We start from the raw sequence: 25295 nt of genomic DNA on the forward strand, positions 1-25295 counted from the left end.
TCGAGCACGGATGACGAACGAACGACCCATCGAAGACGCCCGCTGCTGGCTGCTCAACACGGCGGACATGGAAGTCGCCGTGCACGTCAACTACCACGGCTCGCCCCTGACGACCATCAAGCCGGAGGAGGACCAGCCCGCGTTCACCATCGACTCGGACGCGAGCGGTATCTACGGCACGTACACGTTCGAGGCCGTCGAGACGGACGACCCCGACGACACCGTCCTCGCCTCCGTCTCGGTGCTGTTCGAGGAGAACGACAGCTACGCCGCCGTCTTCCGCCAGGTCGACGACGCCGAGTACGAGTTCTCCGTCTACGAGAACGACTTCTCCCCCTCGGGCGACACCCGCTTCGAGATCCGGCACACCGGGCTCGCGGCGGAGGTCGACTGGACCCTGGAGCCGAAGCCCGAGGCCGACCCCAGCATCCCGGACGACGAGCGGAGCGGCACGCTCCAGCGCGGCGAGTGGCAGCAGGCCATCGACGTCACCGAGAACGAGTACCGGCTGGAGGTGCTCGTCGATGGCGAGGTCGTCGCGTTCAGGCAGGACCTCGAACTCGAGGCCAACCGGATGATCGTGGTGTACCTCGTCGGCGACCCGAAGCCGTGGATGGGCTCTGACGAGAAGGAGGGCCACATCTTCCGCCAGGAGTACCAGATCCAGACCGGCGAGCACCGCGAGGACGAGGTGACACCGCCCGCAGACCCGTACACGGAGACGGACGACAACCAGACCATCGAGTTCGACCTCGACCCGGTCGAGCTCTACCACACGAACCGGACCGAGGTCGAGCTCGCCGCGACCGACCCAGACGGAATCGTCGACGACCTCGCCATCGAGAGCGCGGAGCCGTACTCGGACGGGTTCGTCGTCCCGGACGAGAGCGTCGACCGGGCGTTCGCCATCGGCGGCGAGACGACCGCGACGCTGCTCGTGAAACCGAAGGTCCCACCCGCGAGCTACGAGGTGGACATCGTCTCCAACCCCGGGAGCCTCGGTGAACGGGCCGTGGCCACCCTCCCGGTCGAGGTCGCACCCGTCACCGTCGACCGGCTCCAGGTGCTGGTCGACGCCTACCACGCCGGGGACGAGATGACGGACGCCATCGCGGCCCAGCTCACCGACGTCCTCGAACACGCCGACGAGCATCGCCAGGACGGCGAGACCGCCGCGGCGTGCAGCGACCTCAAACAGGTAATCGACACGGTCGGCGAGCACAAGGACGAGGGGATCAGCGAGCCCGCATCGCTCGACATCGAGACCGAGGCGAAGGCACTTCGGGCGTACCTCAGTTGCGGGTGATCGTGACCGGCTGACGATGGGATAGGCCGCTGACCGATTTCGGCGGTACATCACCGCATCCGGCCTCGGTCCGGTATGGGAAACCGACCCGGCACCCACACCGACCCGACCGCTGAGAGCAGCGACGTGGCCGTGGAGGGCGATGGCCGATGACGGGCGACTCCGTCGGCCTCGGCATCGACCGTCCGATCCTCAGACACCTCACCTACCGCGAGGCCCACCTGTTCGAGCTGGGGATCTGGCCCGGTGCGTCGGTCGCACTCGCGCTGTTCGCGGGCGACTACGGGCTGGCGCTCGCGACGGTCGCGCTCATCCGGCGACGGCTGCAGCGAACCGACCGCGAGCCGTCCAAACCCACGGAGCGACCCGTACTCCTGCGTGCCTACGTCAGGGACGCCTGGTACTTCGCGGTCGGCGCGCTGGCCGGGTTCCTGTTCATGTTCGGGGCCGCGCTGGTTGCGGGGGCGGATGCCCAGGCGCTCGTGTGACCGTCCGACCGATAGTTCGACCGCGGCGCTTCTCCTGACGGTTCTACGGCCGGTGTTCGATGTGGACGTAGCGCGTACGGTTATCGGAGGACGCCATGTCGTCGCCGAAAAAATGGGGATGGTCCACCAGCGGGTGGGGAGTCCGGAGGCTCGACGCCTCAGTCCGCGCCGCCGCCCTTGCCGCTGTTCGTCAGGACCCACGTGATCGCCACCACGACGATGGCGACGACCACGATGCCGATGAGGAGGGTGGGACTGATGCCACCGCTCGTCTGGAGTGCGGTACCGCCGAGCGATTCTGCCATGGACGTGATCATGTCGATCACATCCGTACCGAGGAGGGCGGGTGATAAACCTCGGTGAGACTCTCCACACAGCTACCAGAACAGGCCTACTGGACGGAGTCGCTACTCCGTGGTCCGACGGTTGTCCGCGAGAGGTTCGAGAGGGTCTGCCGGCCGGCTGTCACTCCGTCTCGGCGACGGCGAGTGCTGTCTGTACGTCCGCGAGGAACTGCTGGAGTTCGGCGAGGTCCTCGCCCTCCGATGCGTTCTCGTCGACGGCCTCAGAGAGGCGTTCGACCTGCTGGAGCGCCGTCTGTACGTCGATGGTCTCTGCCATTGCGTTCGTCGGTGGACGACACACGTAGTAATGCCTCCAGAGTGTATATCTCAGTGCCAGCTCCGTCCACCAGATTGCCGGCCAGTAGCGGGTTGAACGCCCGGCCCCGAACCGTCCGGCAGCACCGTCACTTCTCCCGGAACGGCCCGTAGTGTCTCGGGAGCACCGAGTGGAGGTCCCCGCAGCTACCGACCAGCTCCGGTGACTGCTCGTCTTCGTCCGGTTCGCGTATCCGCTCGATGGTCGCGTAGAACCGCCACTCCTCGACGTCGTCGAAGAGGAAGCAGAGCTGTCCCCACCGGCCGAGCCCGAGTGCGCCGATGGACATAGTCCGTTCGTCGACCACGTCCTCGTCCCAGTGCATCGACCCGCCGCTCGCGAACGATTCAGGCTCCGCGGGCGACTGGTACTCCACCGAGCTCGCTCAGTAGTCGCGGTCGGTACCGAAGAACCAGCGACTGTCACCGTCGAACCCGAGCGCGTCGACGATTGTCTCCTGTAACTCGAAGAGTGACCGCTCGCCCCCCCACGTCGAAGTCCCGTCAGAACGTCTCTGTCGACCGTTCGACTGTGAGTCCGAACCGGTACGAGGACACGTGCGAGCCCGGGGTTGGAGAGCCCGCGGACGGAGATCCCGTCGTTCTTTCGATTCGGCGGCCCACGCGTGCCGCCACCGCCTCGCATCACTCGCCGATCCGTCGGTCACAGTGGGGGCACCGGGGGTCGTCCGGGGTGCTAGCTTCGAGGAGGCCGGAGACGAGGATGCTCGACGGAACGGCGGCCACGCCGACGCCGAGGAAGGAGACGACGACCCCGACGACCCGCCCGAGCGGTGTGACGGGGTAGACGTCACCGTACCCGACGGTCGTGATGGTGACGCCGGCCCACCAGAGCGTCGCCGGGATGCTCGAGAACGTCTCCGGCTGGGCGTCGTGCTCGGCGAAGTACATCGCGCTCGCGGCCAGTACCCAGAGCACGCCGGTTACGAACCCGGAGACGAGGAGGTCGCCCCGCTTCCGGCGGACCACCTGGACGATGAGGTCCACGCCGTCGACGTACCGGACGAGTTTGAGGAACCGCAGGATCCGACCGAAGCTGGAGGCGTGGAGGCCGCCGATGCCGAGGGCCAGCCCGACGTAGAACGGGACGATAGCGAGCAGGTCGACCAGCAGGTAGGGGTCGCGCAGGCTCGCGCCGTCGTCGACGTCGAGCGTCCGGCCAACCACCCTGACCGCGAACTCGACCGTGAACAGGCCGACAACGACGTACTCGACGGCGTCGAGGAGCGGTCCGTACTGGGCGGCGACGCCGTCGACGGACTCCAGAACGACCGCGACCGTGTTCGCGACGATGAGACACAGCACCACCGCCTCGACCGCGCTCATCTGCCCGTCGCCGTCGAGCCCGTTCGACACGTCGACGACGAGACTCCGGACGCTTCTCACGACCCACCACCCCCCATACCGGCGGCCGTCAGCGTCGGATGAACCACGGAACGTCCGCCGCCATCTCCTGCACGTGACTTCCCTCCCACGTCTTGCGGGTACTTACCACGGTCGTGGCTACGTCCGACATGGTCTGGAACCAGGTGTCCGGTGCGGCCCACAGCGCCGTCGCCGGGATCACGATGGCGTTCACCACCGCGAAGCTCGCCGAACACCGCGAGAAGCGGCGCTGGCTCCGGCGGACGGTGTACCAGCCGCTCTACGGACGGTCGAACCGTCGGCGGACCGAACGGGGCTTCTACCGGTCCCTCTGGGACCACTGGACCGGGAACTGGAGACGGTGACTCCGGTACAGACGCGATGGCCACGCCAACCATACCGGGAGTTCCCCGGTCCCCCGGAAGAACCGGTCACACGTTCCACTCACCGAATAGGTCCCTCGGATGCGAGTGACGCACCTGGACCGTCTACATTCCCTTCACTTCTCGGACTGTCATCACCCCCCTCGGACTACGTGAAACCACGACCCACTGGCCGTCGACACAGGCCGGCCGGGATGCACGAACTGCCCCATCGACACCACCCGCACGCCCCTCACAAGAGCCTTGCACGTACGCATACCCCTGCCGTTCGACGCCGCGGAACCGATCGAGTACCTCACGTTCGGTCGGAAGTCCTGGCTGCTGTTCCGGGTCTGGCTGCTCCAGGTGGTCATCCTCTTCTTCGAGGTCCAGATCCTCCGGAGCGTCCACCCCTCCATCGAGCGCGCATTGGGTTCGCTGGAGGTGGTCCAGCTCTACCTCGTCATCTCGCTGGTTGCGCTGCTCGTCCTCGCGTCGTTCGCACGACGGATGGGGCGACTCACGTTCGCAGCCTCGTTCAGGCACCCGCTACACGTCGGCCTGTCGGTGTTCGGCTACCTCGGCATGGCCGGCAGCCTCGTCCTCCCGGTGGTCTCGCTCACCGGGGTTCCTCCAGCAGTGGCCGATGGCGTGGACGCGGTCGACGTCGCACTGGTCTCGCTGGTGACGACCACGCTCGCCGCGTTGCTCATCGTCGAGTTCTACGCACTGTTCGACCTGGAGGACTACCCCTCGAAGCGGGAGATACGGACGACGACGCGGGGCTGGGTCCGCGCACTGGACTGGTGCGAGGAGCCCGACGGCACCCGACGCAAGCGCGAACGGTACGAGGAGTTCCGCCAGCGGACCGACGACCTGTCGGCGCTCCTCGAGTACGCCGCCACCGCGGAGGGCCGTGAACTCGGCGGCGACTTCGAGGACTGGGTGGCCGACTACCAGCAACAGAGCCTCCTCTCACAGGAGGCGATCGTTCGCGGCGACACCCGGAACCAGCGCCTGCAGGACCAGCACCGGTCCCTGCAGGACCTCGTCGACAGGTTCGAACGAATCAGCGAGATGTGACCCGACGACGATCTAAGCAGACCCCCCATGATCGACAGATACGACACCCCCGACGAAGCGCTACCCCACGAGACGACGGTCCTGGTCGTGTCTCAGGAGAGGAACTGCTTCGGGCGCGACTTCACGGACCTCTTCGACGAGATACGGTCCGCGAACGTCTGCGACCACCTCCTCATCGAGGAGCAGTACCGCTCCGTCGACGACCTTCCCGACTACGACACGCTCATCCAGTACGGCGTCTGGGTCGTCCACTACAGCGCGCTGCTCGCGGACGACTCCGACGCGATACGGTCGTACCTCGAAGACGACTCGATACCGGACGAGACCCAGATCGTCGTCGTGTTCGACACCAACGACGACCGGCTCGCCTCCGACGCGACGAAGAACCTGAAAGGCGAGTACAGCGACGAGCTCATCGTCACCTCGACGGAGACGGAGCTCGTCTACTACCTCCTGGGACACTTCAACACCGCCAGCCCCTGTACGGCTGCCGGCCTCGCGTACCTCGTCTCGTGGAACAACATGGTCGCCGACCTCATCGGCCCGTTCCGCGACGCGGACTGAGGCCGGTTCGCCCAGCGCCGGTCTCGGGACGGCAGGACCGACTCGACGTGACGGATCGCTCTCACGGTCTCCCCGTTCTTTCACCCCGGGCGAGTACGACCGGTAGCTCCGCAGCGCTGGTGTGCTGGACCATCCTGACGTTCGCGCACGGGGCTCTCAGCGCCAGTTGGGGAGCGACGCCGTCGCGGTCTGATGCATCCCCAGCCACGCGTTCGGCCGGTCCGGGTCGGCGATGATGAACCACACCTCACCGTCTACCTCCTCCCGCAGCGAGACGAGGTCGGTGCTGTCGGACATACCCGGCGTTCGTCACCGGAACCCAAGTACCGGCGAAAGTGTCCATAATCTCGACGCGTCTCGCCGGTCCGGCGGCGAATTCTGGTAGCGAGCTGGACTCTCTGGGCTCCCCTTCAGGACGAGTCACGTTCGTTCCAGTGATGGACGGCTGGACGACCACCCGACCCGGGAGGGGCCGAGACGCGGCGACGACCTGACGACGAGGGGCCGTCGTCCGCGCGGCGAGCGCCACGCCGACAGCGGAACACACCATGAGACTCAACGACATCATCCCGTTCGACCTGTTCGGTACCGACATCGAACCGACCGACCCGACGGAGTCGACCGCGGAGGCAAACGACGGCACGACCGACGACGGCTCGTCCGCGTCGTCGGCCAACGGGTCGACGAGCGAGGGGGCCGGTGACGGTGCCACCGACGACTCCACGGGGAACACCCCCACCGACCCCGACACCACGTCCACCGCGCAGGCGGAGGCCCAGCAGGGTGACGGCCCTGCAGCCAGCAGCGCCAGCACGTCGGCCACGAGCAACGGTCACTCCGAGACGAGCTCCGTCAGCGTCGTCGTCGGCGAGAACGGCGCGGCGGCGGCCTCCGACATCGGCGTCGTCTCCGTCGGAGCCGAGGGTGCGGCGGCCGCGAGCGAGGTCGGCGTCGTCGCCGTCGGCCCGAACGGCGGGAGCGCGGCGTGCGACGCCGCGAACTCGACGGAGGTCAAGACCCGGACCAGCGACGACTGAGACGCGCCCCGCGGCGGCCTGTTTCTCTCCGACCATCTCTGGAGGAGCGCTTCGCGTTCGATGCCGGCCTCCAGTGGGTTCGAGCAGTACGCACACCGGTGAAAGACGGTTGGTGACGGGCGAGATTGCAGAACCGACGGCGGGTGACGTGCGACCGCAGTTCGGCCAGCGTCCGTCTCGCTCAGCCGTCGTCAGCGGCCAGGAGGCCCTCCTCGACGTACTCGGCGGCCCAGTCGATGCCGGCCTCGATGTCCTCGGCCTCGACGTAGTACTCGCTGTCGTCGCTCAGCAGGTGGTCCCCTGCCTCGTCGGTGAACTCCTCGAAGCTTCTATCGGTCCCGTCGAGGACGGCACGCAGGTCGGACTCGTCGACGGTGGGGGACTCCGCGAGGTCGCGTTCGAAGGCGTACCGTCGACCGAGCACGGTGAAGAACGCACGCACCATCGGGTCGAGCCCGTCGACCTGGAACTCGGTCCGTCCGTCCTCCGTGATGCGGAAGACGTTCCGGATGCGCTGGCGCTGGGCCGCAAGGGCCGCCCAGCCGGCGTCTCCCTCCGAGGTGGGCGCCGTCCGGCTCTCGGTGCTGTCGTCGGAATCCTCCCCCTCGTCCCTGCTCCCCGCCTGTTCGAGCCGGCGGATGGGCCGGTTGATCTCATCGGCGAGCGTTCCGCCGGCTCGTTCGGTGGCACCGAACAGGTCGTCGATCATGTCCTGCCGGCCGTTCTCGAGGATCGCGATCTTGTCCGCGACGGAGCGGTACTCCTCCACCGTCTCGCGGAGCGTCGTCTCCTGCTCCGAGCTCAGGTAGATGTCGCTGACGACGATGGCCTGTTCGAGCGCGTCGATCTCGGAGTAGATATCCGTGCGAACGCGCTCCCAGCTGTAATCCGTCGGGTTCTCCAGCGCCGAGCCGAGCGTGCTGTAGCACTCGGTGAGCCTCGTGTGGACCGTCGACAGTGTGTCCACCTTCTTGTCGAGGTAGAACTCCGCGAGTCGACGCTGGTTCTTCGACCGAAGTCGACGCTTCGTGGTGACGTAGTTCACGCCAGCGGTGAGTCCTGCACTCCCGATACCGATCGCGCCGCCGACGATCGCGCCGGCGACCTCCGGAGAGAGGTCCATACCGAAATCCGGTCTCTGCTCACGTATGCGCCCCCGAACCGTTCAATCTCGGTAGCAGGTCTCCCCCGTAGAAGCCAACCGGAACCGTTCTGGTGGACGTGCCAGCGTAACCACCACGACCGCCGCAAGAATCCGAATGGATAACCGAATTCAATATATCCGTTACTTATTACCTTTGGAAACCAAGCCACGGTGATGCCCGACACAGAACCGGTCGCCAACACCGCACTGGACCCGCAGACGCTCCAGTTCCTCGACGGCCAGGCTGAGACGCTTGACACGACACGGGACGACCTCCTGCAGCGGCTGGTGGCACACTACCGGACCGCCTGCGAGAGCGGCCTCTCGTGTCCGCACTGCAACAACGAGCTCCTCATCGACATCTGACCATGGCACTCAAGAAACCGACCCCCGCCACCGACAAGCAAGGCGAGAATAACACCGCCGCCGACGCGGACCCGCAATCGGCAGACACCACCTCGACGGCCAAGGCCGAGGCCGAGCAGGGCAACGGCCCCGCGGCGAGCAGCGCAACCACCTCGGCCACGAGCAACGGCCACTCCGAGACGAGCTCCGTCAGCGTCGTCGTCAGCGAACACGGCGCATCGGCGGCCTCGGACATCGGTGTGGTCACCGTCGGCAGCGATGGTGCGGCGGCCGCCAGCGGGGTCGGCACCGCTGCCGTCGGCCCCGAAGCCGGTGCCGCCGCCTCCAACGCCGCGAACTCCACGACCGTCGAGGTCGAGAGACGCGACCAGACCGGCGGCTGCTCGGGCTGTCGAAACGCGGCCGAGGAGAACGTGCTGGACGACACCGACGACCAGAACGACGGACCGGACCGACACGACCGGACGGGGGACCGCGACGAGACCTGAACCGGTGTCGGTTCGCAGTCACCCGACCATCGGACAGGTCCGACAGACGTCGGCCGTTAACCAACGACTGCTCCCAACCCATGAGTTTCCATCAGACCCAACCACGACCACAGACGAATCGTACGGACGCCGCGGCGGATCAGTGCCCGGAGTGCAACGGGTCCCTCGTGAGCGACCCACAGAGGGGGGAGCGGAGCTGTTCGGAGTGTGGGCTGGTCGTCGCCGAGGACAAGATCGACGAGGGCCCGGAGTGGCGTACCACGGACGCCACGGACGGGTCCCAGCCCTCGCGCGTCGGTCCACCGGTCACCAAGACACAGCACGACGACGGCCTCTCGACGACCATCGACTGGCGGAACCGGGACGCCAAGGGGAACGCGCTCGACTCCCAGCAGCGCGAGCGGATGCGTCGCCTCCGCAAGTGGAACAGCCGCTTCAAGACCCGTGACTCGAAGGAGCGCGGCCTCAAGCACGCCCTCGGCGAGATCGACCGGATGGCCAGCTCGCTCGGTCTGCCCGAAGACGTCCGCGAGACGGCGTCCATCATCTATCGGCGGGCGCTGAGAGCCGACCTGCTCCCCGGCCGCTCCATCGAGGGCGTCGCGACGGCCGCACTCTACGCGGCCGCACGCCAGTCCGCACTTCCCCGGAGCCTCAAGGAGACGGCGACCGTGAGCCGGGTCGACCGCCGCGAGGTGGTCCAGACGTACCGGTACCTCCTCCGCGAGCTCGAGCTCGGCGTCGAGCCCGCCGACCCCGAGCACTACCTCGTCCGGTTCGTCTCGAAGCTGGGGCTCGACAGCTGTGTCGAGCACCGGGCACGCGAGCTCCTCGACGCGGCCCGCGAAGAGAACGTGACCGTCGGCAAGAGCCCGGTGAGTCTCGCGGCGGCGGCCGTCTATGCGGCCGCGCTCGTGGTGGACGACGCCGAACGACTGACCCAGGACACCGTCTCCGAAGCCACCGACGTCGGTGAGGCCACCATCCGGTCGCGCTACCGGGACCTCCTGAAGGCGGACGAGACCTGTCCGCTCTGATCCGGATGGCGACGACCATCCACCCTGTGGACTGGCCTCGGGTGGACGTCGCAGACACCACCGCACCTGATTCATCCCACATTGGTGTTGATGATTTTACAACGGTCTACAACGTTCTACGATGGTACTCTGGGCAGTGCAGAATGGGCAATCGAGCGGTGAACGCCACCGACTTTCGAGGTGCAGACTGTCGGCGCACCCGTCGACGTCACCCCCCGGTGAGGACACCTCGCAAGGTACTGTGACCGAAGCGGAGAGACCAGCAGGGAGGCGGCCCGGTCTCGTGATGGCCCCCGGCCGCCCGCACATCGGCACGCGATTACAAATGTCAGACAACGATTCAGAACGGACGACTGAAGGGCACGAACAGACAGACACCGACGAAGCACACGAACGGCACCTGAGGACGATGGGTCGGTCGAACCCCGACCGGGGCGACCACACCGTCAGCGTGGAGGGCTGCCGGCGACGCCCGCACGGCGACACCACGTGGGTCGAGCTGACCGGGTTCCAGCGCGACCTGCTGACCTGCATCCGGCGGCTCGACGACGGGACGACCATCCCGACCGGGACGACCATCAAGGAGGCGATGGAGTCGCTGTACGGCGAGACGATCAACCACGGTCGCCTCTACCAGAACCTCAACCATCTGGCGGAGTGCGACTGCATCGACAAGGTGGTCGTCGACGGCAGGACGAACGCGTACTACCTGACCGACGGAGCCATCGAGATGCTGGACGAGACGGCGAAACACCTCGTCTCGACGTGCGGCCTCCAGCAGTCCATCACCGAGTCCTGACGGATGAAGAGCTGACGGGGCTACCGAAACGACGCCCGTCGCTGGGCTGACCTGCTCGGATCGTCGGCCGGCCCTCAGCCCGACGACGTAGGACGGCGGCCACCAGCGGACCCCTCATTCTCCTACCAATAGTCGAACACTGTAGTTCGATTCCGTCCTCGGTTCGGGTATGAAGCGTCCGGACCTCGTACTCTTCCTCATCCCCGTCACGTACGGCCTCGTCGGGATCGGCCTGCTGTTGCTCGACGTGAACGTCTACAATGCGTCGTTGTACGCCTCGTCACTCGTCTGCGCCATCATCGCGCAGGCGCTGTTCGTCGACCCGCCGGTCTGAGGTCGACAGCCGACGGGCCGACTGGCGAGCGTGTGTCGTGGTGTTCGCGACCCGCTCGAACCATGATACCGAGCTATCGGGACTCGTCCCTACTTCTCCCCCTGGAATCGTCTCACGAGTGGGTCGCAATGAGTATCGCCCAGCTACTCCGACCGGACTCGATCGCAAGTACAGCGCTCCAGACGTCGACATCAGGTGGTTCCGGGGGAGCCCCCTCGTGGGACTTCCTCCTGCTCGCCGTGATCGTCGGCCTCGTCATCATCAGCCTCGCGTGGCTGCTCTCCGGCGGGTCGTCCTCGTCCGACTGAGGCCGATCTGGCGGGAACGGCCAGCCGAACGACCACTGGCCCCCTCGGCCCTCTTTCGCTTTCAAAACGTCCGCCACCCGCCGGCTTCGCCGCCGAGAAGCTACCGGGATTCGTCGCGACTGCCGACCGTTCTGTCCTCCATGACAGCATCGCCCCGCTGGAGTCAGGCTCCGTGTCGACGACAGGGACCACGTCATCGACATCGTCCGGAGGCTGAGTGACCATCTCCAGTGCCGTCTCATCGGCCCGAGAGGTAGAACGCGTGCCCGCTCGTTGTTGGTTCGAGGGGGGTGCCCGGCTGGAGGGTCCGGTGAGTGCGCCAGATGGTCCAGGAATCTGACCGATATCGACCGCTCTTGCCGGTCGACGGACTCGTACGACTGATGCCACGTTCGACGAGCCCCTCCGACGGTCGCACCGCCAGCGGGAAGCCGGCAGGGATGCCCCACATCGACATCCGAGCACGGGACCACTGCCTCGGCGACCTCCCTGACGGTACGTGCGAGGTCACCACGGACGGCGACACCGACCGCGTGTTCCCGCTCTCGGTCGCCAGTGGTGGCCCGACACCAGACGGGGTGATTCTCTGGACCCGAGTCGCACCGTCGGCGTACCGGGCTGGCACGCCGCTCTCCCTCACCGTCGCCGAGGACCCCGAGCTGGAGCGCGTCGTCTCACACGGCCGCATCCCCAGCACGGACTTCGACGGCCGTCACGACCACACCGTGCGGATCGACCTCGACGGCGAACTCGAACCGGACCGGCACTACCACTACCGTTTCGTCTACGACGGCGTCGCCTCCAGGACCGGCCGCTGTCGAACGCTCCCGGAACCGGACGACTCACCGGACAGCCTCCGGCTCGCCATGGTGAGCTGTCAACACTACCAGAACGGATACTTCGGCGCGTTCGACCACCTGGCGGCGGAGGACCTCGACTTCGTCCTCCACCTCGGCGACTACATCTACGACTCGGCGGACGACCGCTACCGCTCGCCCGTCGCCGACGAGTATCCCGGGCGGGACGTCTCCCTTCCGAGCGCGAAGGACATCGCTGCCTCGCTGGAGGACTTCCGGGAGCTCTACCGGACCTACCGGCGTGACCGGTCCCTCCAGGCCGCCCACGAGCGTCACACGTTCATCCGGACCTGGGACGACCACGCCATCACGAACAACCGCTACTGGGACTACGAGGCCGACGCCCAGGCGGCTCCGGACCACCCGCGCGGCGACGACCCCGCGTTCATGCGGCAGCTGACCGCCGACGGCATCCAGGCCTGGTGGGAGTACACACCCTCGCGGGTCGACTACGACCCGGAGGCGGACCATCTGCACGACGCGTTCCAGCTCTGGCGGTCCGTCGAGTTCGGCGAGCTGGCGACCCTCGTCCTGACCGACGAACGGCTCTACCGGACCCACCACCCCGGACACCTGAGGAGTCGGCTGGCCGCCAGCGAGCCGGACCGGACGATGCTCGGCGAGAGCCAGCGTGAGTGGTTCCTCGACACGGTCGGCGACGACGACGCGAGGTGGACGGTCTGGGCGAACGAGGTGCTCTCGATGCCGTTCCGCGTCGGTGTGGGCCGGCTCTCCATCGCCGCGAAACCGGACACGTGGGCCGGCTACGCACACGAGCGCGACCGGGTGTTCGCTGCGCTCGGCGAGGTCGAGAACGCCGTGACACTCACGGGTGATATGCACACCTCCCTCGCCGGGTACCAGCGGCTCCCTGACGGGTCACGCGCCGGCGTCGAGTTGATGACGCCGTCGGTGACGAGCGTCAACCTCGCCGAGGGGCTGGGCATCGAGGGGGGGCTGCTCGGTCGGGTGACGCGACCCCTGCTGTCCGGGCTCGTGAAGCTGATGAACCCGCAGTTCGAGTTCTTCGACAGCCACCACTGGGGTTACGCGGTCGTCGAGTTCACGGCTGATGCCTGCACGTACACCGCGTACAGCGTCGACAAGGAGGTTTCCGGACAGGAGGCCGACAGCGAACCCCTCGCCAGCTATCGGGTCCCGGCCGGGCGGACCGAACTACACCGGCGGCCGGCCGGGGCAGGGTAGGCGTCGGTATCGAGCCACCCGAACTCTCAGCGCCAGAGCCGCGAGAAATCGTCGAACGACCGACGGAGCGTCCCCATGAGAGAGGGCCCCGAGAGCGTCCGGGTGTCCTCGACCGTGGGCCAGCCGTCGCCGTCCGCGTCGATGGTCACCCGGCACCGCCGGTCCCCGACCTTGTCGAAGATCGAGATGGACAGCGAGCCGTCCTCGACACGCACCTCCCCGAAGTTGTAGAACTCGCCGTACTCGTACTTCCCGCCCTCCTCGTAGTGGATGTTCGGGCCGAAGGTCGTGTCGGGCACCCCGGGGTCGCGTGGCGCGGCCCCCATCGGACTCGCCAGTGCCTCGTACAGCTCCGGGCGGCCGTCGCCGTCGATGTCGAACGACGCCACCCGGGCGAAGTGCCGGTCGCCGGTGAGCCAGACGACCGTACTGTCCACCTCCTGACAGATGTGCGAGAGCAGTTCGTCCAGTTCGTGTTCGAACCCGGTGTCCGCGTCGCCGTCGGCCCACGAGTCTCTGGCCCCGGCCGCGCTCGACGGACTGGACAGCGAGACACTGCTCGCCACCAGCGTGAACGTGGCGTCGGTCTCCGCCAGGCCCTCCTTCAGCCACTCGCGCTGTTCGTCGCCCAGCATCGTCTTCTCCGGGCCGTCCGTCTCGGTGTTGTCGTCCCGGTACTGCCGCGAGTCGAGCACGAACAGTGCCAGCTCCGACCCCCACTGGAACGAGCGGTAGAGTCTCCCCTCGTCTTCGCCCGTGACGGACGGGTGCTGGTCGACCGGCCAGTACTCGAGGAACGCCTGTCGAGCCGCCGGGAGCCGCGGCTCCTCGGTCCCCGCCCAGTCGTTGCCGACCTCGTGGTCGTCCCAGATGGCGACGGTCGCCGTCGACGCCAGCAGCTCGCGGAGGTTCGGTGCCTCCGCCCGGACCTCCCGGTACTTCGCCCGGTAGTCGTCGACGGTCTCCGGCTCGCCGTCGGGCAGCGCGGGCGTCCCGTGGTCGGCGTAGATGGTGTCGCCGAGGTAGAGGAAGCAGTCCGGGTCGCGGTCCGCCATCTGCGCCGGGACCTGATACGGCGGTGCCCGGCCCTGTCCCCACGTATCCCCGGTCCAGACGAGCGACACGGGGCCCGACTCGTCGGGTGCGGGCGCAGTCCTGAACCGTCCCGTCGTCGGCTCCCCGAGGGGCTCCGAGATAGCGCCCGCGCCGAACCCGGCAGCCGCCCAGAGCTGGTATTCGTACCCGGTGTCGGGCTGGAGGTCGGCCAGCCTGAACCGGACCGTGCAGTCGTCCGCCTCGACGCTCGGCAGGGGGGTGACACGTTCGCGGTCCCCCGTCGAGTCGGCCCTCCAGTACGTCAGGTGGACGAGGGCCGGACCGTCGGTCCTGGTCCAGACCACCGCGGTCTTCGCCGTCACGTCGCCGACGACCGTGCCGTGGTCGAGCGGGACCGGTTCGAGGTCCTCCGAGAACTCCCCCGGGGGACAGCCGTCTTCGAGGTACGCGTCCGGTTGCATCGTACGGTCGCTCGTTCGTCACCGACCGGAAAGAGGGGTCGAGGCCGTCCGGTTCACTGACCAATCCCCGCCGACCCGGTCGCCCGGAACCCGGACCGTTTATCTCCCCGCTCCGTGCAGAGCGTCAGTGTGCAGCAAGCGATATTCTTCGATCTGGACGGCACCCTCCTCCATCTCACGCGAGGGTACGGGGAGCTCCTCGCGGAGACGTTCCGGTCGGTCGAGGGCGAGTGCCGCGACGAGTGGCTGACCAGCTACGACGAGGCGTTCTTCGAGGCGTTCCAGGCGTGCGAGCCGGAGCCGTCTCGCCGGGCGTTCGCAACCGTCAGCGACGAGCCGGACGCGCTCGCGATGCAGCTCCTCGAACTCGAGGCCGAGTACAGTCGAGTTCCGGACGGGGCCCATGCGGACCTCGCCGCGCTGGGGGAGCGCTACGAGCTCGGTGTCCTGACCAACGGGATGTCCGAGTGGCAGCGCGAGAAGCTCCGGGCGAACGGCCTCGACCGGCACTTCGACGTCGTAATCACGTCCTACGAGGCCGGCGCGCACAAGCCCGAACCGGCTCCGATCGCGGCCGCAGAGCGTGCGTTGGACGCACCGACCTACGGCATGGTCGGCGACTCCGACGCCGACATCGAGGGTGCGGAGCGACAGGGTTGGGCGGCGTTGCGGTACGACGGACAGCGGTTCCGTGACGCGCCGGCCGCGTTCGGCTGGGAGTGACCACCGAGGCCGGTCAGCCGCCGCGCTGGTAGGGGGAGACTGCATTTCCGGCTCCAGCACGTTGCTGGCGACGACATGGGGACCGGACCGACCGACCGCATCCGAGGCATCGCCTTCCTGTTGAGCGGCGTCGTCGCCGCCGTGCTCATCGTCTACATCCTGGTCGTACCGGGTTCGTTCGCGTCGCTCCACCCGTTGCCGCTGATGCTTCTCTTGCTCCTGACGATGGTTGTCGCGTTCAGCCAGGCGCTGGGCCTCCTCCGCTGAATTCGACCGTGCGACCTCGTCACGGGTACACCATACCGGGTCACCGCGAGGCCGACCTGCGATGGCAGGCCCGGTAACCCCGGGTTAGCCGGGTTCGGCACCTGCTGTTCGATGTTAGGATTTCAGTTACAAACCAACAACCATGTGTTAGACTACCGATAGCTACCCGGTTACAATGGCGTCTCGGGGGGCACTCGGGACGCATGGAGACTTTCGTCCAGCGGGAGTCGGTGCTGGCTGTACTGTTGTCTACACTGACCGTGCTGTCGGTCGTGGCGGCAGGATCGACGGGCGCGTTCGCGGCCCCGGATAGGGGGGTCGGAGCGCCCGATATCTCATCGACAGTCACCGGAGCGGACAGGGCTGCTGTGGGGGAGACGCTACATCGAGCGAACGCGGGCGGCGGCTTCACGGACGGTGACGGTAACCAGTGGAGTCCCCTGACGGACTACCTCGTCGCCGGCGGTGACCAGACGTCTTCGCACGGCCAGCCATCGACGATACACAGCTCGGTGCCACCCGGGACACCGTCGCAGATCTGGGAGACCGAACGCTGGGACCCGTCCGACGGCGCGGAGATGCAGTACGAGTTCGCGGTCCCCGCGGGCCAGCAGGTCGAGGTCCGCCTCTACTTCTACGACGGCTACTCCGGCACCAGCGCGCCCGGTGACCGCGTGTTCGACGTGAGCGTCGAGGACCAGACCATCGAGAACTTCGACATCATCGACACCTACGGCGACGACACCGGGGCGATGGAGTCGTTCACCGTCACGAGCGACGGCACCATCGACGTCGACTTCGGACACGTCACCGAGAACCCGCAGATCAACGCCATCGAAATCGTCTCGGTCGAGTCCTCACCGGGGGAGCTCGACGCGCCGGGTTCGACCGACTTCGGCACCGTCGTCACCGGCGGAACGCAGACGGAGACGGTGACGCTCACGAACCTCGGGAACGCGAGCAACGCCTCGCACCCCGACATCACCGTCGACGGCGTCTCGCTGACGGGGACCGACGCCGGGCAGTTCTCCCACGACTTCTCGGGGAGTACGACGCTCGCGCCCGGGGAGTCGACGACGGTCAATGTCACCTACAGCCCGGACGAGGCGCAGGCTCACGCCGCGACGCTCGACGTGAGCCACACCGGGACCAACTCGCCCGTCACCGTCGACCTGACCGGTGAGGGGACGAGCACGGCACAGGTCGGCTTCGGCAAGAGCCAGCTCCAGGGCTTCTCGCAGGGCTCGCTCACCGCGCTGGAGTTCGGGCCGGACGGCCGGCTCTACGTCGCCCAGCAGAACGGGATGGTGTACGCGCTGAACGTCTCCCGGGACGGTGAGAACTCCTACAGCGTCGCCTCGCAGGAGTCCATCGACGCGATCCAGGACATCCCGAACCACGACGACCTCGGGACGCACCTCCCGGGAGAGACCAACCGGCAGATAACGGGCCTGACGGTCGCCGGGACCGCAGCGGAGCCGATCGTCTACGTCTCCTCCAGCGACCCGAACATCGACGTCGGGGCGGACGACGACGACACGGACACGAACTCCGGGGCCATCTCCCGGTTGACGTTCGACTGGAACACGGACGGGAGTCTCTCGTCCGTCGACCACGAGGTGATGGTGCTCGGACTCCCGCGCTCCGAGGAGAACCACGCGACGAACGGCCTGGACCTGAGCGACGACGGGGAGACCCTGTACGTCGCACAGGGTGGGCACACGAACAAGGGTGCCCCGGGCAACAACTTCGGCCACACGCCCGAGTACGCCCTCTCCGCCGCCGTGCTCTCTGTCGACCTCGCCCAGATCGAGGCGAACTACTCGGTGAACGACCTCCAGAACTACGATACCGACTACCCGAGTCTCCCGTTCCACTACGCCATCCCGACCATCCAGAACGAGGATGCGACCCCCGGCGACGACCTGCCCTTCGGTGGCGCGAACGGCACGAACCAGGCGATGTGGGTCGAGGACGGGCCGGTGCAGGTGCACTCGCCCGGCTACCGGAACCCCTACGACCTCGTCCTCTCGGAGGACGACCAGCTCTACGTCATCGACAACGGCCCGAACGGCGGCTGGGGCGGCCAGCCCGTGGACGAGGGGCCGGGCGGCACGTGCACCAACGCGCCGAACGAGGACGGGAGCTACGGCACCGGTGACCAGCTCCACCTCGCCACCGAGGGCAGCTACGGTGGCCACGCCGCGCCCATCCGTGGCAACCCGACCGGTGCGGACATCTACGACGAGGACGGCAACGTGGTGCTCGACATAAACTCGTCGAACAGTCCCGTTCCGGCGTCCGAGGTGAACCCGGTCGAGTGCGACTACCAGGACCCCTCCGAGGACAACTCCATCGGCGGCACCTTCGGCTGGACCGGCGGGATGGACGAGTACACCGCCTCCAACTTCGGCGGGGAGATGCAGGGCGACCTGCTCGTCGTGGTCGGCTCCAGCTCGGTCACGCGCGTCCAGCTCAACGCGACCGGCACCGGCGTCACGGACCAGGAGACCAACTTCTTCAGCGACCTCAGCGCGCTCGGCATCGCGGCCCAGGGCGACGAGGGGCCGTTCCCCGGCACGGTCTGGACCGCCCGGGGCAGCATCACCGTGTTCGAGCCGAACGACTACGGCGACGGCGGTGGCGGCGGGACGTGTTCGGGCGCTGACGACCCGAGCCTCGACGAGGACGGCGACGGCTACGACAACGCCGACGAGATCGACGCGGGCACCGACCCGTGTTCCGCCGCCTCGACCCCGCCCGACTTCGACGACGACTTCATCTCGAACGTCAACGACCCCGACGACGACAACGACGGCGCGCCCGACACCACCGACCACTTCGCAGTCGACGCGGACAACGGGACGACGACGACGCTCCCGGTCCAGATGGAGTTCGCCGAGACGGCCCTGTTCGGCGACGACAGCCAGGGGTGGGACGGGCTGATGACGAACGGTGAGGACGACTATCAGGACCTCTACGACCCGTCCCAGATGACTGTCGGCGGTGCGGCACAGGTCGTCACCGTCGAGAACGTGCCTGCAGGCGACGCGGTCAACGACCAGAACGCACAGCAGTTCGCGTTCCAGCGCGGCTTCGTCGCGCCCGACGAACCGTTCACGGTGTCGACCACCGTCAACGGCTACCCCGAGAACCCCTCGAACTACCATGGGCTCGGCTTCTACATCGGGAACGGCGACCAGGACAACTACATCAAGCTCATCGTCTCTGCCAACGGCGGCACCGGCGGCGTGCAGTTCGCCGAGGAGTTCGGCGGCTCGTTCGCGAACGTCGCCCAGCCCGACGACCCGGCGGTCACGGGGCCGGGCAACAACACCGACCTCTCGATGACGGTGTATCCGAGTAACAACACCGTCCGGGCGTTCTACACCCCGACCGGCGGCAGCCAGACGTTCGTCGGCGAGACGACCGTCCCCGAGTCGTGGCTGAACACCTCCGACGGGAACGGGCTCGCGATGGGCCTCATCGCCACCTCCTATCAGGCCGGCTCCACGTTCGACGCGACGTGGACGGACCTGACCGCCGAGTACGTGACCCCGCCGGAGAATCAGCCACCCGTCGCCGACGCCGGGGACGACCAGACGGTCGACGAGGGGGCGACGGTCCAGCTCGACGCCTCCGGTTCGACCGACCCGGACGGCGACGACAGCACCCTCGGCTACACGTGGACCCAGACCGCCGGCCCGACGGTGAGCCTCTCGTCGTACGACGCGGTGAACCCGACGTTCACCGCCCCGGACGTCGACGGGGCCACGACACTCAGCTTCGAGGTCAGCGTCTCGGACGGGCTCGCCAACGACACCGACACGGTGAACGTCACCGTGCAGGACACCGATACCGGAACCGGTGCGGTCGTGTTCGCCGTGAACTCGGGCGGCTCGGCGTACACCGCGACCGACGGCACCGAGTACGTCGCCGACACGAACTTCGTGGACGGCAGTACGTACAGCAACACGACGGTAGAGATCGGCAACACGCAGGACGACACGCTCTACCAGACCGAGCGCTACGGCGACCCGTTCGGCTACGACGTGCCCGTCGAGAACGGCACCTACCAGGTCACCCTGCAGTTCGCGGAGATCTACCAGGGCGTCGCACCCTCCGACTCGCCCGACTCCTCCGGCCCGGACGACGGCACGAACGAGAACGACCGCGTGTTCAACGCGAGCATCGAGGGCGAGCAGGTCATCACCAACCTCGACCTCTTCGCGACGGTCGGCCCGGCCAACGCCACCCAGCAGACGTTCACCGTCGAGGTCACCGACGGCCAGCTCGACGTGGACTTCGAGGCGCTGTACGACAACGCGAAGCTCTCGGCGATGACGGTGACCGAGGTCCCCACCCACCAGCCCTACGCGGTCGAGACCGACCCGGCGACGAACGTCGGGGCCACCTCGGCGACGCTCAACGGCGACCTCACCGGGCTCGGCGACAACGACAACGCGACCGTCTACTTCCAGTACTGGGTCCAGGGCCAGAAGGACTCGACGCTGACGTGGTGGACCGGCAGCACGCAGTCCAGTCCGGGGGCGTTCAGCGCGACCGTCGCGCTCGACCCCGACACCACCTACGAGTTCCAGGCCTACGCACAGAGCGACGAGGGCGAGTGGGTGGCCGGCGACGTGGAGACGTTCACCACCGACGCCACGGGCGACTACGGCGTCCAGACCGGTACCGCCTCGAACGTCACGACGCAGGGGGCGGAGCTCTCCGGAATCCTCTCGCTTGGCGACAAGACCGAGGCGACGCCCTACGTCCGGTTCTGGGTGCAGGGCCAGCCCGAGACCACGTACTGGTACACCGGCAGCCCGACGAACGAGTCCGGCGGGTTCGACTTCCCGGTCACGCTCAGCCCGAGCACCACCTACGAGTGGCAGGCGCTCTCCCAGAGCAGCGACGGCGAGTGGGACGCCGGGGACGTGAGCAGTTTCACCACGCCCACCGGCGAGTTCTTCGGCGCGACGACCCACCCGGCGACGGACGTCGGTGTGGAGTCGGCGACGCTCAACGGCGAGCTCCTGAACCTCGGTGACAACGACAACGCGACCGTCTACTTCACCTACTGGGAGCAGGGTGCGAAGGAGTCGACGCTGACCTGGTGGACCGGCAGCGTGCAGGAAGCCACCGGCAACTTCAGCGCGACGGTCGGCGTCGAGCCGAACACCACCTACGAGTTCCGCGCGTTCGCCCAGAGCGACGAGGGCGAGTGGAAGGCCGGCCCTGTCCGGACGTTCACCACGCAGGACGGCGCGGTGTTCGACGTCGAGACCGACCCCGCGACGGACGTCGGGGCCACCTCGGCGACGCTGAACGGCGACCTCACCGGGCTCGGCGACCACGACAACGCCACGGTCTACTTCCAGTACTGGGTCACCGGCCAGCAGAGCTCGACGCTGACGTGGTGGACCGGCTCCACGCAGTCCGCGCCCGGTCCCTACAGCGCGACCGTCGACCTCCAGTCGGACACCAGCTACAGCGTGCAGGCGTACGTCCAGAGCGGCGACGGCGTCTGGAAGGCCGGCGACGTAGAGACGTTCACGACCGGCACCGAGGGCGAGCTGTCCGTCGACACGTTGCCGCCGACGAACGTGACGGAGACGGCGGCGACGTTCAACGCAGAGGTGTTCAGCTTCGGAGCCGACTCGCTGGAGAAGGCCCACTTCCAGTACTGGATACAGGGCCAGGAGAGCTCGACGAAGCAGTGGACGCCGAACGAGGTTCCCTCCGAGCCGGGGACGTTCAGCATCGACACGAGCGGGCTCCAGAACGACACGACGTACGTCGTCCGGGCCCACGTGCAGAACTCCGACGGCGAGTGGGCCAACGGCGGCACGGAGACGTTCACGACGGGCGCACCCGTCGAGAACCAGCCGCCGACGGCCGCGTTCACCGCGAACGAGAGCACGCCGACGGTCGGCCAGCCCGTCATGTTCGACGCCAGCGGCTCGAGTGACGATGACGGCTCCATCGCGAGCTACGAGTGGGACTGGAACGGCGACGGCATCACCGACGCGACGGGCCAGCAGGCGACCCACACGTTCGGTTCGTCGGGCGACTATCAGGTGAGCCTGACCGTCACCGACGACGACGGCGCGAACGACACCGCGACGCAGACCGTCTCCGTGTCGGAAGCACCCACCGTCAACAGCTCGGCGACGCTGACCATCACCCCCGACTCCGGCATCGAGGCGTCGACCTACGGCAGCGGCTCGTACGAGGTGACGAACACCGGCGAGTCGAACATCACGAGCGTCACGCTCGACCTCTCGACCGCCACACTGCCGGACGTGGTGTTCGACCCCGACGGGACCGCCGGCGACCAGGCCGCGAAGGGCCTGAGCATCGACGGCCAGTCCGGCGACGGTGTCGGCGTGGTCAGCACGGCCGACGGCGACGTGTTCAGCCAGCCCCACAACGGGGTCAACGGCTCCGACGGGTACGACGTGCTCACCATCGAGTTCACGGACTTCGAGCCCGGCGAGACGGTCTCGTTCTCGGCGGACAACGACCCGACCAGCATCAAGGGAGCGACACTCTCGTCGCAGGAGGCCGGCCCCATCTCCGGGCTGGAACTCGCCCGGTCTACGCTCACCGTCGAGTACGGCGACGGGACCACGCAGACCTCCCAGACGATCGGCGACGGGAGCGCGGGTGGTGCGGAGGCCACCGTCGACTCCTCTGTCCCGACCGCGCCGAGCATCGACGCACAGGGCGTCAGCCTCGACTCCGATGCGCTCGACCCGCGCCACTCGGCCGCGACGGTCGGCAACGCCAGTCAGACCATCACCGTGTCCGGCCCGGCCGGGGCCCAGGTGACCCTCGTCCGCGTCGAGGGCGAGCTCGAACTGAGCAACGTGCCCGACTATAACGGTACACCCGGCTACGACATCGAGGCGTTCGAGGCGAACAAGGCCGAGGACGTCGAGTACTACTCCGCGACCATCGGCTCCAGCGGGACCGTCGAGATACCGGTCACGCTGACGAACTCGACCGACGTGGGCGGCCTGAACTACTTCGTCGCGAGCGTCGCGGACGCCGAGGGTGCCGGGATGGCGTCGAACGTGGTCGTTCTGGAGTACGCACCGGGTGAGGACGAACCGGCCGCCGACCAGCCCGTCCACGCGATCAACGCCGGCGGCGACGCGTACACCGCCACGGACGGCATCGAGTACGCCGCTGACTCGAACTACGACGAGTCCGCCGGCACGTCGGACACGAGCGAACCCATCGCGGGAACCGACGACGACGCGCTCTACCAGACCGAACGGTACGGCGACCCGCTCTCGTACAGCTTCCCCGTCGAGGACGGCACGTACGACGTGACGCTGCACCTCGCCGAGATCTACCACGGCGTCGACGGCGGCAACCCCGACGGCGGCGTCGGTGACCGCGTCTTCGACGTGAGTATCGAGGGACAGACGGTCCTCTCCGACTACGACCTCTACGAGGACGTCGGGCCGCTGAACGCGACCCAGGAGACGTACACCGTGACCGTGACCGACGGGGCGCTGGACGTCGACATGGATGCCTCGGTCGACAACGCGAAGGTCGCGGCCATCACCGTCGAGAACGCGAGCGACGACGGCGGTGGGGAGAACACCCCGCCGGCGGTTACAGCCATCGACGACCAGACCGTCATCCGGGGCGAGACGGTCACGGTTCCCGTCTCGGCCACCGACGTCGACGGCGACAATCTGACGCTCTCGGCGAGCACGCCCGGCTTCGTCTCCTTCACCGACGACGGCGACGGCACCGGGACGCTGACCGTCGCCCCGCAGTCCGGCGACACCGGCACCACCACCGTCGAGGTCACGGCCGACGACGGCGAGGCCCAGACGACCGAGAGCTTCGAGCTGACCGTCGACGCCGGCACCGACACGACCGCTGGCACGGCGACCCACCGCGTCAACGCCGGTGGGAACACCATCACGGCGACCGACGGCGGGCCCGACTGGACCGGCGTCACCGGCACCGGTTCGCCGTACCTCGTCTCCGTCGGGAGTTCGGGCGGGAACTACTGCGGTGGCGACGCCGTGACGCCGACGAGCGCGGTTCCGTCGAGCACCCCCGCCGGCGTCTACGACTGCGAGCGCTACGGGGAGATGGAGTGGACGTTCTCGACCGACGCCGGGACGGTCGAGGTCCGGCTCTATCTGTCCAACCAGTTCTCGGGCTCTAGCGGGGTCGGCGAGCGCCAGTTCAACGTCTCCGTCGAGGGGACGCAGGTGCTGACCCAGTACGACCCAGTCGCAGACGTCGGTCACGCGAACGGCACGCTCAAGACGTTCACCGTGAGCGATTCGAACGGCGACGGCAACGTCACCGTCACGTTCGAGGCCGGTGCCATCGAGAACCCGCAGGTCAACGCCATCGAGGTCGTCGACACCGACGACGGCTCCGGTGGCTCCGGGTCGGCCGCAGCAAACCTCCTCGTCACCGAGAACGGCGGCATCGACGCGAGCACGTACAACACGGGCTCGTTCGAGATCACCAACACCGGCGACACCGCAATCGAGTCGGTCACCTACGACCTCGGCCAGGCGATGTTCCCCGACGTGGTGTTCGACCCCGATGGCACCGCCGGCGACGCGGGCTCGAAGGGGTTCACGCCCGACAGCGGCGCGAGCACGACCGGGCTCGTCGACGGCTCGTTCGCCAGCCCGCACAACGGCGTCGACGGCGAGGACGGCTACGATGCGCTGACGGCGACGTTCGACGACTTCGACCCGGGCGAGACGTTCACGTTCTCCACGGACATCGACCCGACCAGCATCAAGGACGCCTCCAGCACCGGCTCCGCGGGCTCCGTCTCCGGCCTCGAACTCTCGGCGGCGACCGTCACCGTCGAGTACGCCGACGACTCCACGCAGACGACGGCGCTGTTCGGTGACGGGAGCAACGGCGGGAGCGCGGCCACCGCCACGTCCTCGGTGCCGACCGCCCCGACGCTCGGCGTCTCCGGCGTCACGCTGGACGCCGGCGCACTCGACGCACGCCACGCCGCCGCGACCGTCTCCTCGGCGAGTCAGACCATCACCGTCGACGGACCCGCCGGTGCGACCGTCCAGCTGCTCCACGTCGAGGGCCAGCTCGAACTCGACCAGGCAACCGGCTACGAGCTGGAGCAGTACGAGGCCAACACCGCCGAGAACGTCGACTACCAGACCGTCACGCTCGACTCGAACGGCGACGCCACCGTCGACGTGACCCTCACGAACACGTCGAGCAGCGACGTCGAAGGCGGGTACAACTACTTCGTCGCGACGGTCGCCGACGGCGACGGTGACACCGGGTCCACGACGAGCATCATCGTCCTGAAGTACGACGATTCGGCCTGAGACGC

The 25295-nt window shown here is 67.8% G+C and carries 23 protein-coding genes; 16 read left to right on the top strand and 7 right to left on the bottom strand.

The genetic code is table 11. The features are described from left to right. Positions 1-10: 10 nt before the first annotated feature. Together NOW55_RS20200 and NOW55_RS20205 are read left to right on the top strand one after the other, a co-directional pair. Complete coding sequence (locus NOW55_RS20200; RefSeq protein WP_256401931.1) at positions 11-1306, top strand: FIMAH domain-containing protein; 1296 nt, start codon at positions 11-13, stop codon at positions 1304-1306. A gap of 149 nt (positions 1307-1455) precedes the next feature. After that, the gene (locus tag NOW55_RS20205) at positions 1456-1794 is read left to right on the top strand and encodes a hypothetical protein (RefSeq protein ID WP_256401932.1); all 339 of its coding nucleotides are present in this window, start codon (positions 1456-1458) and stop codon (positions 1792-1794) included. A 158-nt stretch (positions 1795-1952) separates the two neighbouring features. Here NOW55_RS20205 and NOW55_RS20210 read toward each other — a convergent pair whose 3' ends face one another. The 4 genes from NOW55_RS20210 to NOW55_RS20225 form a co-directional block, all read right to left on the bottom strand. Beyond that, entirely contained in the window at positions 1953-2099 is a 147-nt protein-coding gene (locus NOW55_RS20210; protein ID WP_256401933.1) for a hypothetical protein, read from the bottom strand. Positions 2100-2259: 160 nt separating this feature from the next. Continuing rightward, positions 2260-2415: a hypothetical protein gene (locus tag NOW55_RS20215; RefSeq protein WP_256401934.1), complete on the bottom strand. Its 156-nt coding sequence runs from the start codon at positions 2413-2415 to the stop codon at positions 2260-2262. 127 nt (positions 2416-2542) lie between these two features. Further along, a complete protein-coding gene (locus tag NOW55_RS20220) occupies positions 2543-2830 on the bottom strand; it encodes a hypothetical protein (protein ID WP_256401935.1) in 288 nt (95 codons plus the stop codon). A gap of 268 nt (positions 2831-3098) precedes the next feature. Then, complete coding sequence (locus tag NOW55_RS20225) at positions 3099-3860, bottom strand: ion transporter (protein WP_368407792.1); 762 nt, start codon at positions 3858-3860, stop codon at positions 3099-3101. A 128-nt stretch (positions 3861-3988) separates the two neighbouring features. Between NOW55_RS20225 and NOW55_RS20230 the strand changes: the two genes are divergently transcribed. The 3 genes from NOW55_RS20230 to NOW55_RS20240 all read left to right on the top strand — a co-directional run bounded on the left by NOW55_RS20230 (position 3989) and on the right by NOW55_RS20240 (position 5848). Beyond that, on the top strand, positions 3989-4204 hold the full coding sequence (locus NOW55_RS20230) for a hypothetical protein (RefSeq protein ID WP_256401936.1): 216 nt from the start codon (positions 3989-3991) through the stop codon (positions 4202-4204). Positions 4205-4465: 261 nt separating this feature from the next. Then, positions 4466-5284, top strand: coding sequence for a DMT family transporter (locus tag NOW55_RS20235; protein ID WP_256401937.1), 819 nt, complete (start codon positions 4466-4468; stop codon positions 5282-5284). 27 nt (positions 5285-5311) lie between these two features. Further along, positions 5312-5848 (top strand): hypothetical protein, encoded by a 537-nt coding sequence (locus NOW55_RS20240; protein ID WP_256401938.1) that lies wholly within the window; start codon positions 5312-5314, stop codon positions 5846-5848. Positions 5849-6004: 156 nt separating this feature from the next. On the opposite strand, the gene NOW55_RS20245 is transcribed toward NOW55_RS20240, so the two are convergent. Further along, positions 6005-6145: a DUF7556 family protein gene (locus tag NOW55_RS20245; RefSeq protein WP_256401939.1), complete on the bottom strand. Its 141-nt coding sequence runs from the start codon at positions 6143-6145 to the stop codon at positions 6005-6007. A gap of 251 nt (positions 6146-6396) precedes the next feature. Between NOW55_RS20245 and NOW55_RS20250 the strand changes: the two genes are divergently transcribed. Then, complete coding sequence (locus NOW55_RS20250; RefSeq protein WP_256401940.1) at positions 6397-6885, top strand: hypothetical protein; 489 nt, start codon at positions 6397-6399, stop codon at positions 6883-6885. 181 nt (positions 6886-7066) lie between these two features. Here the strand turns inward: NOW55_RS20250 and NOW55_RS20255 are convergent, their stop codons facing one another. Continuing rightward, on the bottom strand, positions 7067-8008 hold the full coding sequence (locus NOW55_RS20255; RefSeq protein ID WP_256401941.1) for a hypothetical protein: 942 nt from the start codon (positions 8006-8008) through the stop codon (positions 7067-7069). A gap of 195 nt (positions 8009-8203) precedes the next feature. Here NOW55_RS20255 and NOW55_RS20260 point away from each other — a divergent pair, with 195 nt between their 5' ends. The 7 genes from NOW55_RS20260 (at position 8204) to NOW55_RS20290 (ending at position 13424) form a co-directional block, all read left to right on the top strand. Further along, complete coding sequence (locus tag NOW55_RS20260; RefSeq protein WP_256401942.1) at positions 8204-8395, top strand: hypothetical protein; 192 nt, start codon at positions 8204-8206, stop codon at positions 8393-8395. Positions 8396-8397: 2 nt separating this feature from the next. Beyond that, entirely contained in the window at positions 8398-8883 is a 486-nt protein-coding gene (locus tag NOW55_RS20265; RefSeq protein ID WP_256401943.1) for a hypothetical protein, read from the top strand. 80 nt (positions 8884-8963) lie between these two features. After that, entirely contained in the window at positions 8964-9920 is a 957-nt protein-coding gene (locus NOW55_RS20270; RefSeq protein ID WP_256401944.1) for a transcription initiation factor IIB, read from the top strand. A gap of 325 nt (positions 9921-10245) precedes the next feature. Further along, positions 10246-10719: a helix-turn-helix transcriptional regulator gene (locus tag NOW55_RS20275; protein ID WP_256401945.1), complete on the top strand. Its 474-nt coding sequence runs from the start codon at positions 10246-10248 to the stop codon at positions 10717-10719. A 169-nt stretch (positions 10720-10888) separates the two neighbouring features. Next, positions 10889-11053 (top strand): DUF8015 family protein, encoded by a 165-nt coding sequence (locus NOW55_RS20280; RefSeq protein ID WP_256401946.1) that lies wholly within the window; start codon positions 10889-10891, stop codon positions 11051-11053. 128 nt (positions 11054-11181) lie between these two features. After that, positions 11182-11361, top strand: coding sequence for a hypothetical protein (locus tag NOW55_RS20285; protein ID WP_256401947.1), 180 nt, complete (start codon positions 11182-11184; stop codon positions 11359-11361). A 383-nt stretch (positions 11362-11744) separates the two neighbouring features. Then, on the top strand, positions 11745-13424 hold the full coding sequence (locus tag NOW55_RS20290; protein WP_256401948.1) for an alkaline phosphatase D family protein: 1680 nt from the start codon (positions 11745-11747) through the stop codon (positions 13422-13424). Positions 13425-13450: 26 nt separating this feature from the next. Here the strand turns inward: NOW55_RS20290 and NOW55_RS20295 are convergent, their stop codons facing one another. Then, a complete protein-coding gene (locus tag NOW55_RS20295) occupies positions 13451-14941 on the bottom strand; it encodes an alkaline phosphatase D family protein (RefSeq protein ID WP_256401949.1) in 1491 nt (496 codons plus the stop codon). Between the two features lie 129 nt (positions 14942-15070). Between NOW55_RS20295 and NOW55_RS20300 the strand changes: the two genes are divergently transcribed. The 3 genes from NOW55_RS20300 to NOW55_RS20310 all read left to right on the top strand — a co-directional run bounded on the left by NOW55_RS20300 (position 15071) and on the right by NOW55_RS20310 (position 25290). Next, positions 15071-15664 carry an HAD family hydrolase gene (locus NOW55_RS20300; protein WP_256401950.1) on the top strand — a complete coding sequence of 198 codons (594 nt, stop codon included), beginning with the start codon at positions 15071-15073 and terminating at the stop codon, positions 15662-15664. 75 nt (positions 15665-15739) lie between these two features. After that, a complete protein-coding gene (locus NOW55_RS20305) occupies positions 15740-15931 on the top strand; it encodes a hypothetical protein (RefSeq protein WP_256401951.1) in 192 nt (63 codons plus the stop codon). 203 nt (positions 15932-16134) lie between these two features. Beyond that, on the top strand, positions 16135-25290 hold the full coding sequence (locus tag NOW55_RS20310; protein WP_256401952.1) for a malectin domain-containing carbohydrate-binding protein: 9156 nt from the start codon (positions 16135-16137) through the stop codon (positions 25288-25290). Positions 25291-25295: the final 5 nt, after the last annotated feature.

The organism is Haloarchaeobius litoreus, from assembly GCF_024495425.1.
Classification (GTDB): Archaea; Halobacteriota; Halobacteria; order Halobacteriales; family Natrialbaceae; genus Haloarchaeobius; species Haloarchaeobius litoreus.

What these genes read in the sequence shown, in the direction of transcription:
- NOW55_RS20200 (WP_256401931.1), top strand. Translation starts at nt 11, where the DNA reads ATGACGAACGAACGACCCATCGAAGACGCCCGCTGCTGGCTGCTCAAC.
- NOW55_RS20205 (WP_256401932.1), top strand. Translation starts at nt 1,456, where the DNA reads ATGACGGGCGACTCCGTCGGCCTCGGCATCGACCGTCCGATCCTCAGA.
- NOW55_RS20210 (WP_256401933.1), bottom strand. Translation starts at nt 2,099, where the DNA reads ATGGCAGAATCGCTCGGCGGTACCGCACTCCAGACGAGCGGTGGCATC.
- NOW55_RS20215 (WP_256401934.1), bottom strand. Translation starts at nt 2,415, where the DNA reads ATGGCAGAGACCATCGACGTACAGACGGCGCTCCAGCAGGTCGAACGC.
- NOW55_RS20230 (WP_256401936.1), top strand. Translation starts at nt 3,989, where the DNA reads ATGGTCTGGAACCAGGTGTCCGGTGCGGCCCACAGCGCCGTCGCCGGG.
- NOW55_RS20240 (WP_256401938.1), top strand. Translation starts at nt 5,312, where the DNA reads ATGATCGACAGATACGACACCCCCGACGAAGCGCTACCCCACGAGACG.
- NOW55_RS20245 (WP_256401939.1), bottom strand. Translation starts at nt 6,145, where the DNA reads ATGTCCGACAGCACCGACCTCGTCTCGCTGCGGGAGGAGGTAGACGGT.
- NOW55_RS20250 (WP_256401940.1), top strand. Translation starts at nt 6,397, where the DNA reads ATGAGACTCAACGACATCATCCCGTTCGACCTGTTCGGTACCGACATC.
- NOW55_RS20255 (WP_256401941.1), bottom strand. Translation starts at nt 8,008, where the DNA reads ATGGACCTCTCTCCGGAGGTCGCCGGCGCGATCGTCGGCGGCGCGATC.
- NOW55_RS20260 (WP_256401942.1), top strand. Translation starts at nt 8,204, where the DNA reads ATGCCCGACACAGAACCGGTCGCCAACACCGCACTGGACCCGCAGACG.
- NOW55_RS20265 (WP_256401943.1), top strand. Translation starts at nt 8,398, where the DNA reads ATGGCACTCAAGAAACCGACCCCCGCCACCGACAAGCAAGGCGAGAAT.
- NOW55_RS20270 (WP_256401944.1), top strand. Translation starts at nt 8,964, where the DNA reads ATGAGTTTCCATCAGACCCAACCACGACCACAGACGAATCGTACGGAC.
- NOW55_RS20275 (WP_256401945.1), top strand. Translation starts at nt 10,246, where the DNA reads ATGTCAGACAACGATTCAGAACGGACGACTGAAGGGCACGAACAGACA.
- NOW55_RS20280 (WP_256401946.1), top strand. Translation starts at nt 10,889, where the DNA reads ATGAAGCGTCCGGACCTCGTACTCTTCCTCATCCCCGTCACGTACGGC.
- NOW55_RS20285 (WP_256401947.1), top strand. Translation starts at nt 11,182, where the DNA reads ATGAGTATCGCCCAGCTACTCCGACCGGACTCGATCGCAAGTACAGCG.
- NOW55_RS20290 (WP_256401948.1), top strand. Translation starts at nt 11,745, where the DNA reads ATGCCACGTTCGACGAGCCCCTCCGACGGTCGCACCGCCAGCGGGAAG.
- NOW55_RS20295 (WP_256401949.1), bottom strand. Translation starts at nt 14,941, where the DNA reads ATGCAACCGGACGCGTACCTCGAAGACGGCTGTCCCCCGGGGGAGTTC.
- NOW55_RS20305 (WP_256401951.1), top strand. Translation starts at nt 15,740, where the DNA reads ATGGGGACCGGACCGACCGACCGCATCCGAGGCATCGCCTTCCTGTTG.
- NOW55_RS20310 (WP_256401952.1), top strand. Translation starts at nt 16,135, where the DNA reads ATGGAGACTTTCGTCCAGCGGGAGTCGGTGCTGGCTGTACTGTTGTCT.